Source organism: Amycolatopsis sp. M39 (assembly GCF_001651785.1).
In the GTDB taxonomy this organism is placed as follows: Bacteria; Actinomycetota; Actinomycetes; order Mycobacteriales; family Pseudonocardiaceae; genus Amycolatopsis; species Amycolatopsis rubida.
Map to the genome: position 1 here is coordinate 145,288 of NZ_LWSF01000004.1, position 12,538 is coordinate 157,825.

General features: G+C 72.4%; 14 protein-coding genes. 4 read left to right on the forward strand and 10 right to left on the reverse strand.

Annotated elements, in window-relative coordinates:
- Positions 1-177 precede the first annotated feature (177 nt).
- From A4R44_RS11260 to A4R44_RS11305, 10 genes are all read right to left on the reverse strand, one after another.
- Positions 178-900 (reverse strand): HAD-IA family hydrolase, encoded by a 723-nt coding sequence (locus tag A4R44_RS11260; RefSeq protein ID WP_067579052.1) that lies wholly within the window; start codon positions 898-900, stop codon positions 178-180.
- A complete protein-coding gene (locus tag A4R44_RS11265; RefSeq protein WP_043840299.1) occupies positions 890-1,852 on the reverse strand; it encodes a class I fructose-bisphosphate aldolase in 963 nt (320 codons plus the stop codon). Before A4R44_RS11265 ends, A4R44_RS11260 begins: the two co-directional genes overlap by 11 nt.
- On the reverse strand, positions 1,849-2,862 hold the full coding sequence (glpX, locus tag A4R44_RS11270; RefSeq protein ID WP_067579054.1) for a class II fructose-bisphosphatase: 1,014 nt from the start codon (positions 2,860-2,862) through the stop codon (positions 1,849-1,851). The genes A4R44_RS11265 and glpX overlap by 4 nt, the downstream gene beginning before the upstream one ends.
- A gap of 11 nt (positions 2,863-2,873) precedes the next feature.
- A complete protein-coding gene (locus A4R44_RS11275; protein ID WP_043840302.1) occupies positions 2,874-3,794 on the reverse strand; it encodes a LysR family transcriptional regulator in 921 nt (306 codons plus the stop codon).
- A 28-nt stretch (positions 3,795-3,822) separates the two neighbouring features.
- On the reverse strand, positions 3,823-4,494 hold the full coding sequence (rpe, locus tag A4R44_RS11280) for a ribulose-phosphate 3-epimerase (protein ID WP_095213281.1): 672 nt from the start codon (positions 4,492-4,494) through the stop codon (positions 3,823-3,825).
- On the reverse strand, positions 4,494-5,492 hold the full coding sequence (locus A4R44_RS11285; RefSeq protein ID WP_043840304.1) for a class I fructose-bisphosphate aldolase: 999 nt from the start codon (positions 5,490-5,492) through the stop codon (positions 4,494-4,496). Before A4R44_RS11285 ends, rpe begins: the two co-directional genes overlap by 1 nt.
- Entirely contained in the window at positions 5,489-6,481 is a 993-nt protein-coding gene (cbbX, locus tag A4R44_RS11290) for a CbbX protein (protein ID WP_067579056.1), read from the reverse strand. Before cbbX ends, A4R44_RS11285 begins: the two co-directional genes overlap by 4 nt.
- The gene (locus tag A4R44_RS11295; RefSeq protein ID WP_043840309.1) at positions 6,478-6,909 is read right to left on the reverse strand and encodes a ribulose bisphosphate carboxylase small subunit; all 432 of its coding nucleotides are present in this window, start codon (positions 6,907-6,909) and stop codon (positions 6,478-6,480) included. The genes cbbX and A4R44_RS11295 overlap by 4 nt, the downstream gene beginning before the upstream one ends.
- A gap of 10 nt (positions 6,910-6,919) precedes the next feature.
- Positions 6,920-8,350 (reverse strand): form I ribulose bisphosphate carboxylase large subunit, encoded by a 1,431-nt coding sequence (locus tag A4R44_RS11300; RefSeq protein WP_043840311.1) that lies wholly within the window; start codon positions 8,348-8,350, stop codon positions 6,920-6,922.
- A 117-nt stretch (positions 8,351-8,467) separates the two neighbouring features.
- Positions 8,468-9,172: a putative 2OG-Fe(II) oxygenase gene (locus A4R44_RS11305; RefSeq protein ID WP_067579058.1), complete on the reverse strand. Its 705-nt coding sequence runs from the start codon at positions 9,170-9,172 to the stop codon at positions 8,468-8,470.
- A 56-nt stretch (positions 9,173-9,228) separates the two neighbouring features.
- On the opposite strand from A4R44_RS11305, the gene A4R44_RS11310 reads away from it, so the two are divergent.
- From A4R44_RS11310 to A4R44_RS11325, 4 genes are read left to right on the forward strand one after another with little or no spacing between them, the layout of a single operon-like run.
- Positions 9,229-10,173 carry an XdhC family protein gene (locus A4R44_RS11310; protein ID WP_067579060.1) on the forward strand — a complete coding sequence of 315 codons (945 nt, stop codon included), beginning with the start codon at positions 9,229-9,231 and terminating at the stop codon, positions 10,171-10,173.
- 60 nt (positions 10,174-10,233) lie between these two features.
- Positions 10,234-10,503 carry a hypothetical protein gene (locus A4R44_RS11315; RefSeq protein WP_043840315.1) on the forward strand — a complete coding sequence of 90 codons (270 nt, stop codon included), beginning with the start codon at positions 10,234-10,236 and terminating at the stop codon, positions 10,501-10,503.
- Positions 10,500-11,375: a MoxR family ATPase gene (locus A4R44_RS11320; protein ID WP_043840318.1), complete on the forward strand. Its 876-nt coding sequence runs from the start codon at positions 10,500-10,502 to the stop codon at positions 11,373-11,375. The genes A4R44_RS11315 and A4R44_RS11320 overlap by 4 nt, the downstream gene beginning before the upstream one ends.
- Positions 11,368-12,525: a VWA domain-containing protein gene (locus A4R44_RS11325; RefSeq protein ID WP_067579062.1), complete on the forward strand. Its 1,158-nt coding sequence runs from the start codon at positions 11,368-11,370 to the stop codon at positions 12,523-12,525. The genes A4R44_RS11320 and A4R44_RS11325 overlap by 8 nt, the downstream gene beginning before the upstream one ends.
- Positions 12,526-12,538 lie beyond the last annotated feature (13 nt).

Here is a 12,538-nt window from a genome sequence, read left to right on the forward strand (position 1 = left end):
CCCGCAGCCACAGCATGACCAGCACGCCCGAACGCGCGGAACTGATCGCCGCACCACGGCACCACAGACCCAGTCACCGCGCCGATCGCGCAAACACCGCCAACCCCGCAGCCACAGCATGACCAGCACGCCCGAACGCGCGGAACTGATCGGCACACCACGGCACCACAGTCCTCGTCACCGTGCCGATCGCGTGAACACCGACAACCCCCGCACCGGACCGCTCCGGTCGGAGCGGAACCGGGCGAACCCGGGATACACCGCGAGCGCACCAGTGAAATCCTGCCCGCGCGTGTAGTCGTTGGCGACCACGACGCAGTCGAGCCCGGCGGCCAGCGCGGCACGCAGCCCGACCGCCGAATCCTCGACCGCGAGCACGTCCGCCGCCGGGAGACCCAGTTCGGTCAGCACCTTCAGGTACGCGGCGGGGTCGGGTTTCTTCGCGGGCACGTCGTCGCCGGTCACCACCACCGGGAACGTCGTCGCGCCGAACAGCTTCCCCAGCAGCGGCGCCACCCACTCCCTGCTGCCCGTGGTGGCGACCGCGAGCCGCACTCCGGCCAGCGCGAGGTCGAGGATCAGCTCGCGCACGCCGGGGCGCGGGCTGATCGCGCCCTGCGCGACCATCCACCGCAGCCGCCTGGTCTTGTCGGCGTGCAGTGCCGCGGCGAACTGGGCGACCTGCTCCGGCGGATGGCCCTTGGACTCCAGGTAGCCGGTCAGCCGCTCCCGCCCGCCCGCGACCCCGAGCAGGTCGCCGTACTCCGCGACGTCCCAGCGGTAGGGCAGGCCGGCCGAGGCGAAGGCGGCGTTGAACGCCAGCCGGTGCCCGTCGCGTTCGCTGTCCACGAGGGTGCCGTCCACATCGAACACGACGGCTGCCCAGTCCTCACGCGACACGGTCGTCCGCCTTTCCGTTGAACGCGCGGACATCCGCTCGAAGAACGCGCTGCGCGGCGGCGATCTTGTCCGCGCGACCCCGCCAGACGGCGAATGCCCGGGCGGCGCCGACGGAAAAGGTCACCGGCCACGGCGCCGGGATCGCCCGCAGCGCGGCCACGGTCTCCTGGTCGCCGCGGCGGACTGCCACGCAAGCGACGGTGCCGGGCACCGCGGCGCGCAGCACGCCGATCGTGGCCTCCGCGATCTCGCCGGCGCTCCGGCGCTCGCCGGACTCGTCGCCTGGCGACATCACCGTGGGGGCGAGCACGACGGCGTGCCGCCGCAGCCCGGCCGCGCGCAGTTCGCCGAACACGTCGGACAGGACCACCGCGGCCGCGGCGCAGCAATGTGCGAGCGAGTGCGTACCTTCCGCGGACAGTTCCGGTTCGAGGACCGGCACGATGCCCGTCTCGTGGCACAGCGCGGAGAAACGCGCCATCGCGTGCGCGTTCGCGCGGCTCGCGGGGCGGCTCGGCAACCGGTCCCCTACCCGCAACACCGAGCGCCACGTGGCGAACCGGGCACCCCGCGAGGCGAGGTCGGCGAAGCGGATCCGCAAGCCGTCCAGCCCCTCGGTGACGTGTTCGCCGGGGAGTCCCGCGAGCGGATGGACGCCGGTGTCGACCCGTACCCCCGCCGCGATGCCCGCTCTAATCAGTGCCTCCGCGTACGGCTCCCCATCGGGCAGCGTCCCGCCGAAGGCCTCCTCGGTCAGGACGACCCCGCTGATCCCCGCCGCGAGTCCGGGCGCGGTCAGCACCAGCTCGTGATAGGCGCGGCGGGTTTCCTCGTCTGCGTGCGCGCCCGCCTCGGCCAGCCGCGCGGACACGGTGGCGGCGTCGTCGTCCAGCGCGAGGATCCCGCGGCCGTCGCCGGCCAGGTTCGCCGGCAGCCGGTGCACTCCGCTCATGCCAGCGCCTCCCGTCCGGTCCGCAGGTAGTCGACGGCGCTGTAACTCGCGAGCCGGTCGAGCCGGTGTTCGCTGCGCAGGAAGCGGATCGTGCCGCTGCGGGCCCGCATGACGAGCGACTCGGTCGTGGCCCGGTGCGCGCCGTACCGGACGCCGCGGATGAGATCCCCGTCGGTCACGCCGGTCACGACGAAGAACGCGTCCTCGCCGCGGACGAGATCGTCGGTGACGAGCACGCGGCCGAGGTCGTGTCCCGCGTCGAGCGCGCGACGGCGTTCGGACTCGTCCCGCACGACGAACCGGCCCTGGATCACCCCGCCGAGGCACTTCATGGCGCAGGCGGCGAGCACGCCCTCCGGGGTTCCGCCGACACCGAGCAGCAGGTCGATGCCGGTGCCCTCCCGGGCAGTCATGATCGCGCCCGCCACGTCGCCGTCGGCGATGAACGAGATGCGCGCGCCCGTCTCCCGCACTTGGCGGGCCAGTTCCGCGTGCCGGGGCCGGTCGAGCAGGCAGACCGTGACGTCGCGCGGCTCGCCGCCCTTGGCCTTCGCGACCGCGCGGACGGTGTCGGCGACCGGCGCGTCGAGGTCCACCGCGCCCGCCGCTTCCGCGCCGGTGACCAGCTTTTCCATGTAGAACACCGCGGACGGGTCCAGCATGGCGCCGCGCGGGGCGGCCGCGAGCACCGACACCGCGTTGCCCATGCCCTTGGCGGTGAGCGTGGTCCCGTCGATCGGGTCGACGGCGATGTCGCACTCCGGCCCGCGGCCGTCGCCGATCACCTCGCCGTTGAACAGCATGGGCGCCTGGTCCTTCTCGCCCTCGCCGATGACGACGACGCCCCGCACCGGCAGCGTCGAGGCCAAGGCGCGCATGGCGTCGACGGCCGCTTGGTCCGCGCCGTCTTTGTCGCCGCGGCCCGCCCAGCGGCCCGCGGCCATCGCGGCGGATTCGGTAAGGCGGACGAGATCCAGTGCCAGGTTTCGGTCAGGTGCGATCGTAGGCATGCCGGGCGACGCTACGGACCGGACCGGTCCTCGCGGCTCCCCCGCGCGGTGGAACGGCCGGGGGAACGCCAGCCGTCCTCGGCACCGCACAGGTGCTCGACGAACAGCCGGGAACCCGCGGTGAGCCGTCGCTGCCCGACCGCGTGCCACGGCCTGTGCAGCGGGGTGCCCGCCATGGGCACGGGCACCAGCTCGCCGCTCGCCAGCTGACGCTCGACCGCGTCCCGCGACACCAGCGTGGCGCCGAGCCCAGCGACCGCACCCGCTACCACCGCGCCGTTCGACCCGAGGGTGAGCGCGGGCGGATCGAGGTCGCGCGCGGCCAGCAGCGCCTCGCTCGTCGCACGGGTGCCCGAACCCGGTTCGCGCTGCAGCCAGGTCGTGGTCGCCGGGTCGAACGCGGGCGCCAGCGCGGGCGCGGCCACCACCAGGAGTTCGTTGTCCCGCACCGCGAACACCCGCGCCTCCCGCACGGACGCGGGCGGCCGCCCGCCGATCGCCAGATCGATGTCGTGGTTCGCGAGCGAGGCCCACACCTGGTCGCTGGTGCCGACATTCAGCCGCAGCTCCACCCGCGGGTGCCGGTCGAGGAACCGGGCCAGCACCGACGGCAGCACGTGCTCGCCCGCCGTGGTGACGGCCGCGAGCCGCAACAGCCCGCTCCCGGGATCGGCTTCGCCGCGCGCGGCGACGACCGCTTCCTCGTGCAGGCCGAGGATGACGCGGGCGTGGCCGGCGTAGGACTCGCCTGCTCGCGTGAGCCGTACGCCGCGTCCCTCCCGCTCCACCAACGGCACGCCGACGTCCTTGCTCAGCGCCGACACCGCCGCCGACACCGCGGACTCGGTGAGCGCGAGCCGCCGCGCCGCCGCCCACACCGACCCGGTCTCGGCCACCGCGACGAACGCCCGCAACCGCGCTGATGTCGTCATAGCGGGCAGTATGGAGGACCGGGCGGGGTCAGCGGCGGGCTTCCGCGGCGAGGCGGCGCAACTCGGCGACGCGTTCGCCGATCGCGTCCCGGTCGGCGAACAGGGCGGAGCCCGCGCAGAAGGTGCGCGCCCCCGCCGCGCTCGCGGATCCGATGGTGTCCGGGGAGATCCCGCCGTCGACCTCGACCTCGATGTCCCGGCCGGTGGCGTCCACCAGCTCGCGCACCCGCCGGATCTTCGCCGCCATCGACGGCAGGTAGCGCTGGCCGCCGAAGCCCGGGTTCACCGTCATCACCAGGACCAGGTCGACGAGGTCCAGCACGTGCTCGACGGCCGACGCCGGAGTCGCCGGGTTCAGCGCGACCCCGGCGCTCCCGCCGCGTTCGCGGATGTCGCCGAGCGTGCGATGCAGGTGCCCGGCGGCTTCGGCGTGCACGATGACCATGCCGCAGCCCGCGTCGAGCCACCGCGGCAGCAGCCGGTCCGGATCGGCCACCATCAGATGTGCCTCGAACGGGAGGGTCACCAGCGGCCGGACGGACGCGATGACGTCCGGCCCCATCGTCAGGTTCGGCACGAACCGGCCGTCCATCACGTCCCACTGGATGCGGTCCACGCCCGCCTTCTCCAGCAGCCGGACCTCCTCGCCCAGCCGGGAAAAGTCCGCCGGCAGCACCGATGGCACGATGCGCGTGGTCATCACGGCGCCACGGCGGCTGTTTCGCCGAGCACGGCGGAGTTCGCCCGCACCCGCTGCGAGAGCGCGCGCTGTCCTTCGTGGACACGGCCGGGATCGCCGCGCCACGCGGCCAACGCCGGCTGGACCAGTGCGCGGCCGAAGGAGAAAGTCAGCGGCCACGGCGCGTCGATCTCCTGCAGCGCGGCGAGGTTCGCGGTCGCCTGCTCCGGGCTCTGCCCGCCGGAGAGGAACGCGACCCCGGCAAGGTCGTCCGGCATGGTCTGCCTCAGCACCGCTGCCGTCGCCTCGGCGATCTCGCCCGGCGCGGCCTGCTCGGGGCAGGACGCGCCCGGCACGACCATGTTCGGCTTCAGCACCATCGCGGCGGGATCCACGCCGAACGCGGCCAGTTCGCCCGCGACCGCGCCCAGCACGCGAGTCGTCACCTCGGCACACCGCGCCAGCGAGTGCGTGCCGTCCATCAGCACCTCGGGCTCCACGATCGGAACCAGCCCGGCGTACTGGCAGGCACTCGCGTACCTGGCGAGCGCGTGCGCGTTGGCGTGCACGGCGGCACGGGACGGGCACTGGTCGTCGATCACGTACACGCCCCGCCACTTGGCGAACCGCGCGCCCAGCGCGACGTACTCCCGCAGGCGAGGGAACAGCCCGTCGAGCCCTTCGGTGACCGTCTCGCTTTCGTTGCCGGGCAACGGTTTCGCGCCGGTGTCGACCTTGATGCCGGTCAGCATGCCGAAATCGGCGACGGCCGCGGGGAACGGCCTGCCGTCGGCGAGGCGCTGCCGCAGTGTCTCCTCGCACAGGATGACGCCGCTGACACCGGCAGCCAGCTCCGGCGTGCTGACGAGGAGTTCCCGGTAGTCCCTGCGGTTCTCCTCGGTCGGCGCGACCCCGGCCTTCTCCAGCCGCGCGGACATCGTGGCGACGCTCTCGTCCGCGGCGAGCACGCCCTTTCCCGCGGCGACCAGCACCGCGGCTGTCTCGACGAGCGAGTTCATCCAGTTCCCTCCACTGTGGACATCCGGTCCGCGAATACGGTGCTGGCGAGGAAATCCTCCGGTTCGATGCGCACGAGCCGCGCCCGGTCGGCCGCGCCCTCCCGCACGAGCCGGTTCGCCTGCCGCAGCCGTGCGCGCTCGACGGCGTTGCGCACGCTGCGCGCGTTCGCGAACCGCGGCCGGCGCACGCGCAGCTCCAGGTACTCGCGGAAGACAGCCCGGGCCGCGCCTGACAGCTCGTAGCCGAGCGCGGAGACCATGAGCTGCCCGATCCGCTCCAGCTCCGCGACGGTGTAGTCCGGGAACGCGAGGTGGTGCGCGACCCGCGAGCTGAGACCGGGGTTGGAGGCGAAGAAATCGTCCATCCGGTCCGCGTAGCCGGCGAAGACCACGACCAGGTCGTCCCGGTTGTTCTCCATGACCTGCAACAGGATCTCGATGGCCTCCTGCCCGTAGTCCCGCTCGTTCTCCGCGCGGTAGAGGTAGTACGCCTCGTCGACGAACAACACCCCGCCCATCGCGCGCTTCACGACCTCCGCGGTCTTCGGCGCGGTGTGGCCGACGTACTGGCCGACCAGGTCGTCCCGGGTCACCGCGACGAGATGGCCGCGCCGGAGATACCCCAGCCGCTTCAGCAGTTCCGCCATGCGGAGCGCGACCGTGGTCTTGCCGGTGCCCGGATTCCCGGTGAACGACATGTGCAGATTCGGCCGTGCGGCGCGGATCCCGAACCGCTCCCGGGTGCGGTCCACGAGCAGCAGCGCGGCGATCTCCTCGACCCGCCGCTTGACCGGGGCGAGCCCGACGAGGTCCCGGTCGAGTTCGGCGAGCACCTCGCCGACGCCGGCTCGCGACCGCACCTCGGCGAGGTCGACGACAGCGTCCCCGGGCAGTTCGGCGTCCTCGGCGGGAGGCGGCTCGTCCTGCGCCGTCGCCGCGGGCGAGCCCGGACGGTGCATGACGAAACCGGACCGCCCCGGCTCGCTCATGTCCCCGCTGGGCGGTACCGCTCGCCCACCGGCCGGTCGGCGGCGTAGGCGTGGGTGCGGTACTGGACGCGGCGGTCGCCGGTTTCCTGGCGGTCCAGCCGGAAACCGGGCTCGCCGGCAGGCCGCTGCACGAGGAACGACAGCGCCGTGGTCTGCCGCCCGAGCCGGGCGTCGTAGGCGTTGACCTTGACGTAGTGGTTCGGGAACGCGGTGCGGCAGGCGTCGATCTCCAGCATGATCGCCGCCGCGTCGGTGTTGTCGAACATGGGCAGCCCGAACATCTCCCAGTACACGTTGCGCGGGTGCGGATCGTCGGTGAACTCCACCGAGATCGGCCAGCCGTTGCCGAGCGCGTACTGGACCTGGGTGGTGATCTCTTCGTCGGTCAGGTCCGGCAGGTAGGAGAAGGTGCCCTGGGTGACGCGCATGTCTGGCTCCTCACACGGTGCTCGGCGTCGCGACGACGTCCGGGGTGTCGGTGGACTCGTAGTTGAACGTGATGTCGCCCCACGTCGCGAGCGCCACGTCCAGCTCTCGGCTGCGCTTGGCGGCCGCGCGCAGGATGTCCTTGCCCTCGGCGAGGTAGTCGCGGCCCTCGTTGCGCGCCTTGACCATCGCTTCGAGGGCGACCCGGTTCGCCGTGGCTCCCGCCGCGATGCCCATCGGGTGGCCGATGGTGCCGCCGCCGAACTGCAGCACCACGTCCTCGCCGAGCAGGTGCAGCAGCTGGTGCATCTGCCCGGCGTGGATCCCGCCGGAGGCGACCGGCAGCACCGGGGCGAGCGAAGCCCAGTCCTGGTCGAAGTACAGGCCCTTCACCGGATCCGCGGGCACGTGGTCGAGCCGCAGCGTGTCGTAGTAGCCGGCGGTGGTGTGCGGGTCGCCCTCCAGCTTGCCGACCACGGTTCCCGCGTGGATGTGGTCCACCCCGGCCAGCCGCATCCACTTGGCGATCACCCGGAAGCTCACGCCGTGGGACTTCTGCCGCGTGTAGGTGGAGTGCCCGGCGCGGTGCAGGTGCAGCAGCACGCCGTTCCTCCGCGCCCACGCCGACATCGACTGGATGGCGGTGTACCCGACGGTCAGGTCGATCATCACCACGACGCTGCCCAGCTCGCGGGCGAACTCGGCGCGCTCGTACATCTGCTCCATCGTGCCCGCGGTGACGTTCAGGTAATGGCCCTTGATCTCGCCGGTGGCCGCCTGTGCCCGGTTGACGCCCTCCATGCAGAACAGGAACCGGTCACGCCAGCGCATGAACGGCTGGGAGTTGATGTTCTCGTCGTCCTTGGTGAAGTCCAGCCCGCCGCGCAGCGCCTCGTAGACCACGCGGCCGTAGTTCCGCGCGGAGAGCCCGAGCTTCGGTTTCGTGGTGGCGCCGAGCAGCGGGCGGCCGTACTTGTCCAGGTACTCCCGCTCCGTCACGATCCCGTGCGGCGGTCCCTGGAAGGTCTTCACGTAGTGCGTCGGGATCCGCATGTCCTCCAGCCGCAGCGCTTTCAGCGCCTTGAACCCGAACACGTTCCCGATGATCGAGGAGGTCAGGTTCGCGATGGACCCCTCCTCGAACAGGTCGAGGTCGTAGGCGATGTGCGCGATGTACTGGCCGGGGGTGTTCGGCACCGGCTCCACCCGGTAGCATTTGGCCTGGTAGTGCTCGTAGGCGGTGAGCCGGTCGGTCCACACCACCGTCCAGGTCGCGGTCGAGGACTCCCCCGCGACCGCCGCCCCCGCCTCCTCCGCGGGCACTCCGTCCTGCGGGGTGATCCGGAAGGCGGCCAGTACGTCGGTGTCTTTCGGCTCGTAGTCCGGCTGCCAGTACCCCATCTCCGCGTACGGGATGACGCCGGCTCCCCATCGATCCACCACTGCTCCTCCGGTCTGGCCGGGAACTGCTGACCCGGCTCAGCATGACGGGGGAACAATCAACACGTCTATCAAGGATTTCGCGGAAAGATTGAGCTTTTGTTCAGCAAAAGCCGGGCCTCAGCGGGCGCCGTAGCCGAAGAGCTGGTCGCCGCCGGAGCCGTGGATGCTCGCGTTGAACGAGATGATCACCCGGTCCCTGGTCCCGCTGTAGGCCATCGCCTGGTGCATCAGCCACGAGGGGAAGACCAGCAGCTGGCCCTCGACCTGGTCGACGTCGAGGTGCGGCTGCTGGAGATACGCGTTGCCGACGTCGACGAAGGCGCCGCCCAGCGTGGCGAAGTGCGGGCCGTACAGGCGCGTGACGCCGTTCGCCTCGCCGTACACCGGATGCTGCGCGCGCTCCTCCGGCGGGTCGATCTGCACGATGTAGACCCCGGACCACGAGCAATTGCCGTGGGTGTGGATGTCGTGCGCGGTCCCGCCGGTCGCCGCCTGGAACCACAGGCCTTCGATGTTCACCGTCAGCTTTTGCACCTGCCCGGCCCAGTAGTCGAGGTTGGCCTGTTCGACGGTCTTGGCGATCCCGTTCACGAGGAACTGGACGAGGCGCTTCCACCCGTCCAGCTCGACCCGTTCGAGGAGGTCGTCGTCGCTGGCGAAGAACGGCGCGCCGGGCTCCGCGCCGCGGCTTCGCTCCTGCTCGGAGCGGATCCGGGCGAACTCCTTCACCAGCGCCGGGTTGACCTCCCCGGCGCGGTCGTAGCGGTAGAGGCCGACGGGGGTGGGCCACAGCAGGTGCAGGCCGGTGGACAGAACGCTCATAAGTGGAAGGTTAAGAAGCACTGGCCTCTCGTAAAGAGCGGATTTAGCTTGCCCTCATGTACGAGATCTCGGTGAGCGTCGCGGCGTGTGTCCGATCCGGCACCCACGTCGACGTCGCGTGGATCGTGTCCGCCGACGGCATCGCGGGACGGCGTCCGGACGAGGCGCTGGCGCTGACCCCCGGCGGCGGCCGCATGGGCGGGCTGCTCGGCGGCGCCCTCGACGAGCAGGTGGCCGGGCTCGTCGCCGGCGGCGTCACCCGGCGGCTCGTGGACGTCGCCGTGGACGAAGTGGGGTCGCTCGTCGCCGGGGTGCCCGCCGGTGCGCGCACCCGCTGCCTGATCGTGCCCGCGGCCGGCTTCCCCGAGGGCACGTGGGACGAGCTGTGGGCGGGCCACGCCGTCTGTCTCGTCGTCCGCCTCGACGGCGACCGGGTCACCGGCGTCGAGGCCTACGACTCCACCTCGGTGGCCTCGCTCGGCGAGGAGACCGCCCGGCTCTTCTCGGGCGGCGTCACCGACTCGGCGGTGGCGGCGGACCGGGTCGTCACCGTGCTGTGGCCGGTGCCCCGGCTGGCCGTCGTCGGCGGCGGGCCGATCGGCGACGCGCTCGAATCGGCCGCGGGCCCGCTGGGCTGGCAGGTGCTCCGGTTCGCCAACCCCGCCGAGGCGGCACCGATCCTGCTCGGCCTCGGTGCCCTCGACCTGGTCGTGGTCGGGATGCACGACCTCGGCGCGGCGGGCAACGCGCTCGCCGCCGCCCTCTCCGGCGGCGCGGGATACGTCGGCGCGCTCGGCACGCCCGCGATGAACGACGCGCGCCTGGACTGGCTGACCTCGCGCGGCGTCGAGGGACTCGAACGGATCCACGGCCCGGCCGGACTCGACATCGGCGCGAGCCGGCCGGCGGAGGTCGCGATCGCGGTGCTCGCGGAGGCGCTCGCCGTTCGGGAGGGACGGACCGGACGCCCCTTGCGCGAGGTGAGTTCAGGGGTCGCTTAACACTCGTGGCGTCCGGCGCCCGCCCCGGCCTACCGTGAAGGGCCCGATGAGAGGAACGACATGAACGACGACGCGGACCCCCGGCCCCCGGGCGACGCCGCCTCCGACGTGCTCCGTTCGATCTGGCAGGTCGACCGCGACAACGCCTCCGACGTCGGCGAGCTGTGCGGCAACACGACGGTGTGCCGCAACATGAAGGACGTCAGCTTCGAGGAGATGGTCGGGCAGGGCACCGACCTGCGGACCGCGTGGCGCGAGCAGCTCACCCGCGACGGCAAGCTGAACACCTCCGACGGCACCATCGGCGACATCGTCGCGGGCCGCCGGTGACCGGCCCGGTCACCGGCCTCGCCGAGTTGACCGAGCGGCTGAAGGGCGTCGGCTACCTGGCCGACCGCGGCCTGTCCACCGCCGCGTACGTGTCGCTGTCGCTCGGCCGGCCGCTGCTGCTCGAAGGCGAAGTGGGCGTCGGCAAGACGGAGATCGCCAAGGCGCTCGCGACGGTGCTCGGCCGGAAGCTGATCCGGCTGCAGTGCTACGAAGGCATCGACGTCCACCAAGCGCTGTACGAGTGGGACTACGCGCGCCAGCTGCTGCAGATCCGCGCCCTCACGGGCAACGACCTGGGCGGGGAGGAAACCGTCGCGAACCTCTACGGCCCGGAGTTCCTGCTTGAGCGGCCGCTGCTGGAGGCGGTGCGCGCGGGCGGCTCGGCCGTGCTCCTGCTCGACGAGATCGACCGCGCCGACGACGAGTTCGAAGCGTTCCTGCTCGAACTCCTCTCCGACTTCCAGGTGAGCATCCCGGAGATCGGCACGATCCGGGCGGACAGCCCGCCGCTGGTGGTGCTGACCTCCAACCGCACCAGGGAACTGCACGACGCGCTCAAACGACGCTGCCTCTACCACTGGGTGGGCTACCCGGACGCCGATCGCGAGCTGGAGATCGTGCTGACCCGCGCCCCCGGCGTCCCCGAGGTGCTCGCCCGCAAGGTGGTCGCCGCGGTCAACCGGCTTCGCGAACTCGACCTGGCCAAGCCGCCCGGCGTCGCGGAGTCCATCGACTGGACGCGCACGGTCGAGGTAGTAGGCGGTCACGACCTCGATCCGGGGATCGCCGCGGACACCCTCGGCGCCGTGGTGAAGGACCGCGACGACCTCGACCTGGTCTACCCGCAGCTGGAGCGGGTCGTCGGTGGCTGAGGACGCCGGTTCCGCGACGGGCGCCGGCTTCACGCGGACGCTCGTCGGCTTCGGCCGCGAACTCCGCCGCGCGGGCCTGCCGGTCGGCACCGGCGACATCATGACCTACGGCGCGGCGGGCGCCCTGCTCAACCCGGCCGACCTGGTCGACCTCTACTGGGCCGGGCGCACCACCCTGGTCACCCGGCGCGAGCACCTCCCGGTCTACGACGTCACGTTCCGGCGCTACTTCCTCGACGAGCCGGACGAACCCGAGGACCCGCCGCCGTTCTCGGTGCAGCAGCGGGCGGAAGCGAACGCGACGCTGCAACTGCCGGACCCGGAGCACGGCCCGGAAGGCACCCCGGAGGACGAGCGGCAGGCGCGGATGGGGCTGGTGGCCTCGGCCGCGACCACGGCTCGGCACCGCTCGTTCGCCGACTGCACGCCGGAGGAGCTGGCGGTGCTGCGCCGGATCATGCGAGGCATCCGCCTGGTGCCCCCGCGCCGCCGCTCGCGCCGCACCCGGCCGGCCCGCGCCGGGCGCACCCCCGACCTGCGGCGGGTCGTCCGGTCGGCGGTGCGCCGGCACGGCGAGCCCGGCGAACTCGCGTGGCGCGCGCGGCGGCTGCGCGCCCGGCCGCTCATTCTGATCCTGGACGTCTCGGGGTCGATGGCCGGCTACTCCCGCGCGCTGCTGCAGTTCGCCCACGGCACCAGCCGCTCCGCGCGCAAGGTGGAGGTCTTCTGCTTCGGCACCCGGCTGACCCGGATCACCCGGCAGCTCGACCGCCGCCGCCCGGACGACGCGCTCCGCGCCGCCGCCGAACGGGTCGTCGACTGGGAGGGCGGCACCCGGATCGGCGACTCGCTCGCCGCGTTCGTGCGCGACTGGGGCCGGCGCGGGATGAGCCGGGGCGGGATCGTGGTGATCTGTTCCGACGGGCTCGACCGCGGGTCCCCCGAACACCTCGACGGCGCGCTGCGGAAACTGACCCGGTTGAGTCACCGGATCGTGTGGCTCAACCCGCACAAGGGCGACCACGGCGAAGACTGGGTGCCGAGCAGCCTCGGCATGATGGTCGCGGCGCCCTACATCGACGAGCTGCTGTCCGGGCACGACCTGGCCAGCCTGGAGAAACTGGCCGCGGTGCTGCCGCGGCTGCGATGAGGCGAGGAGACGA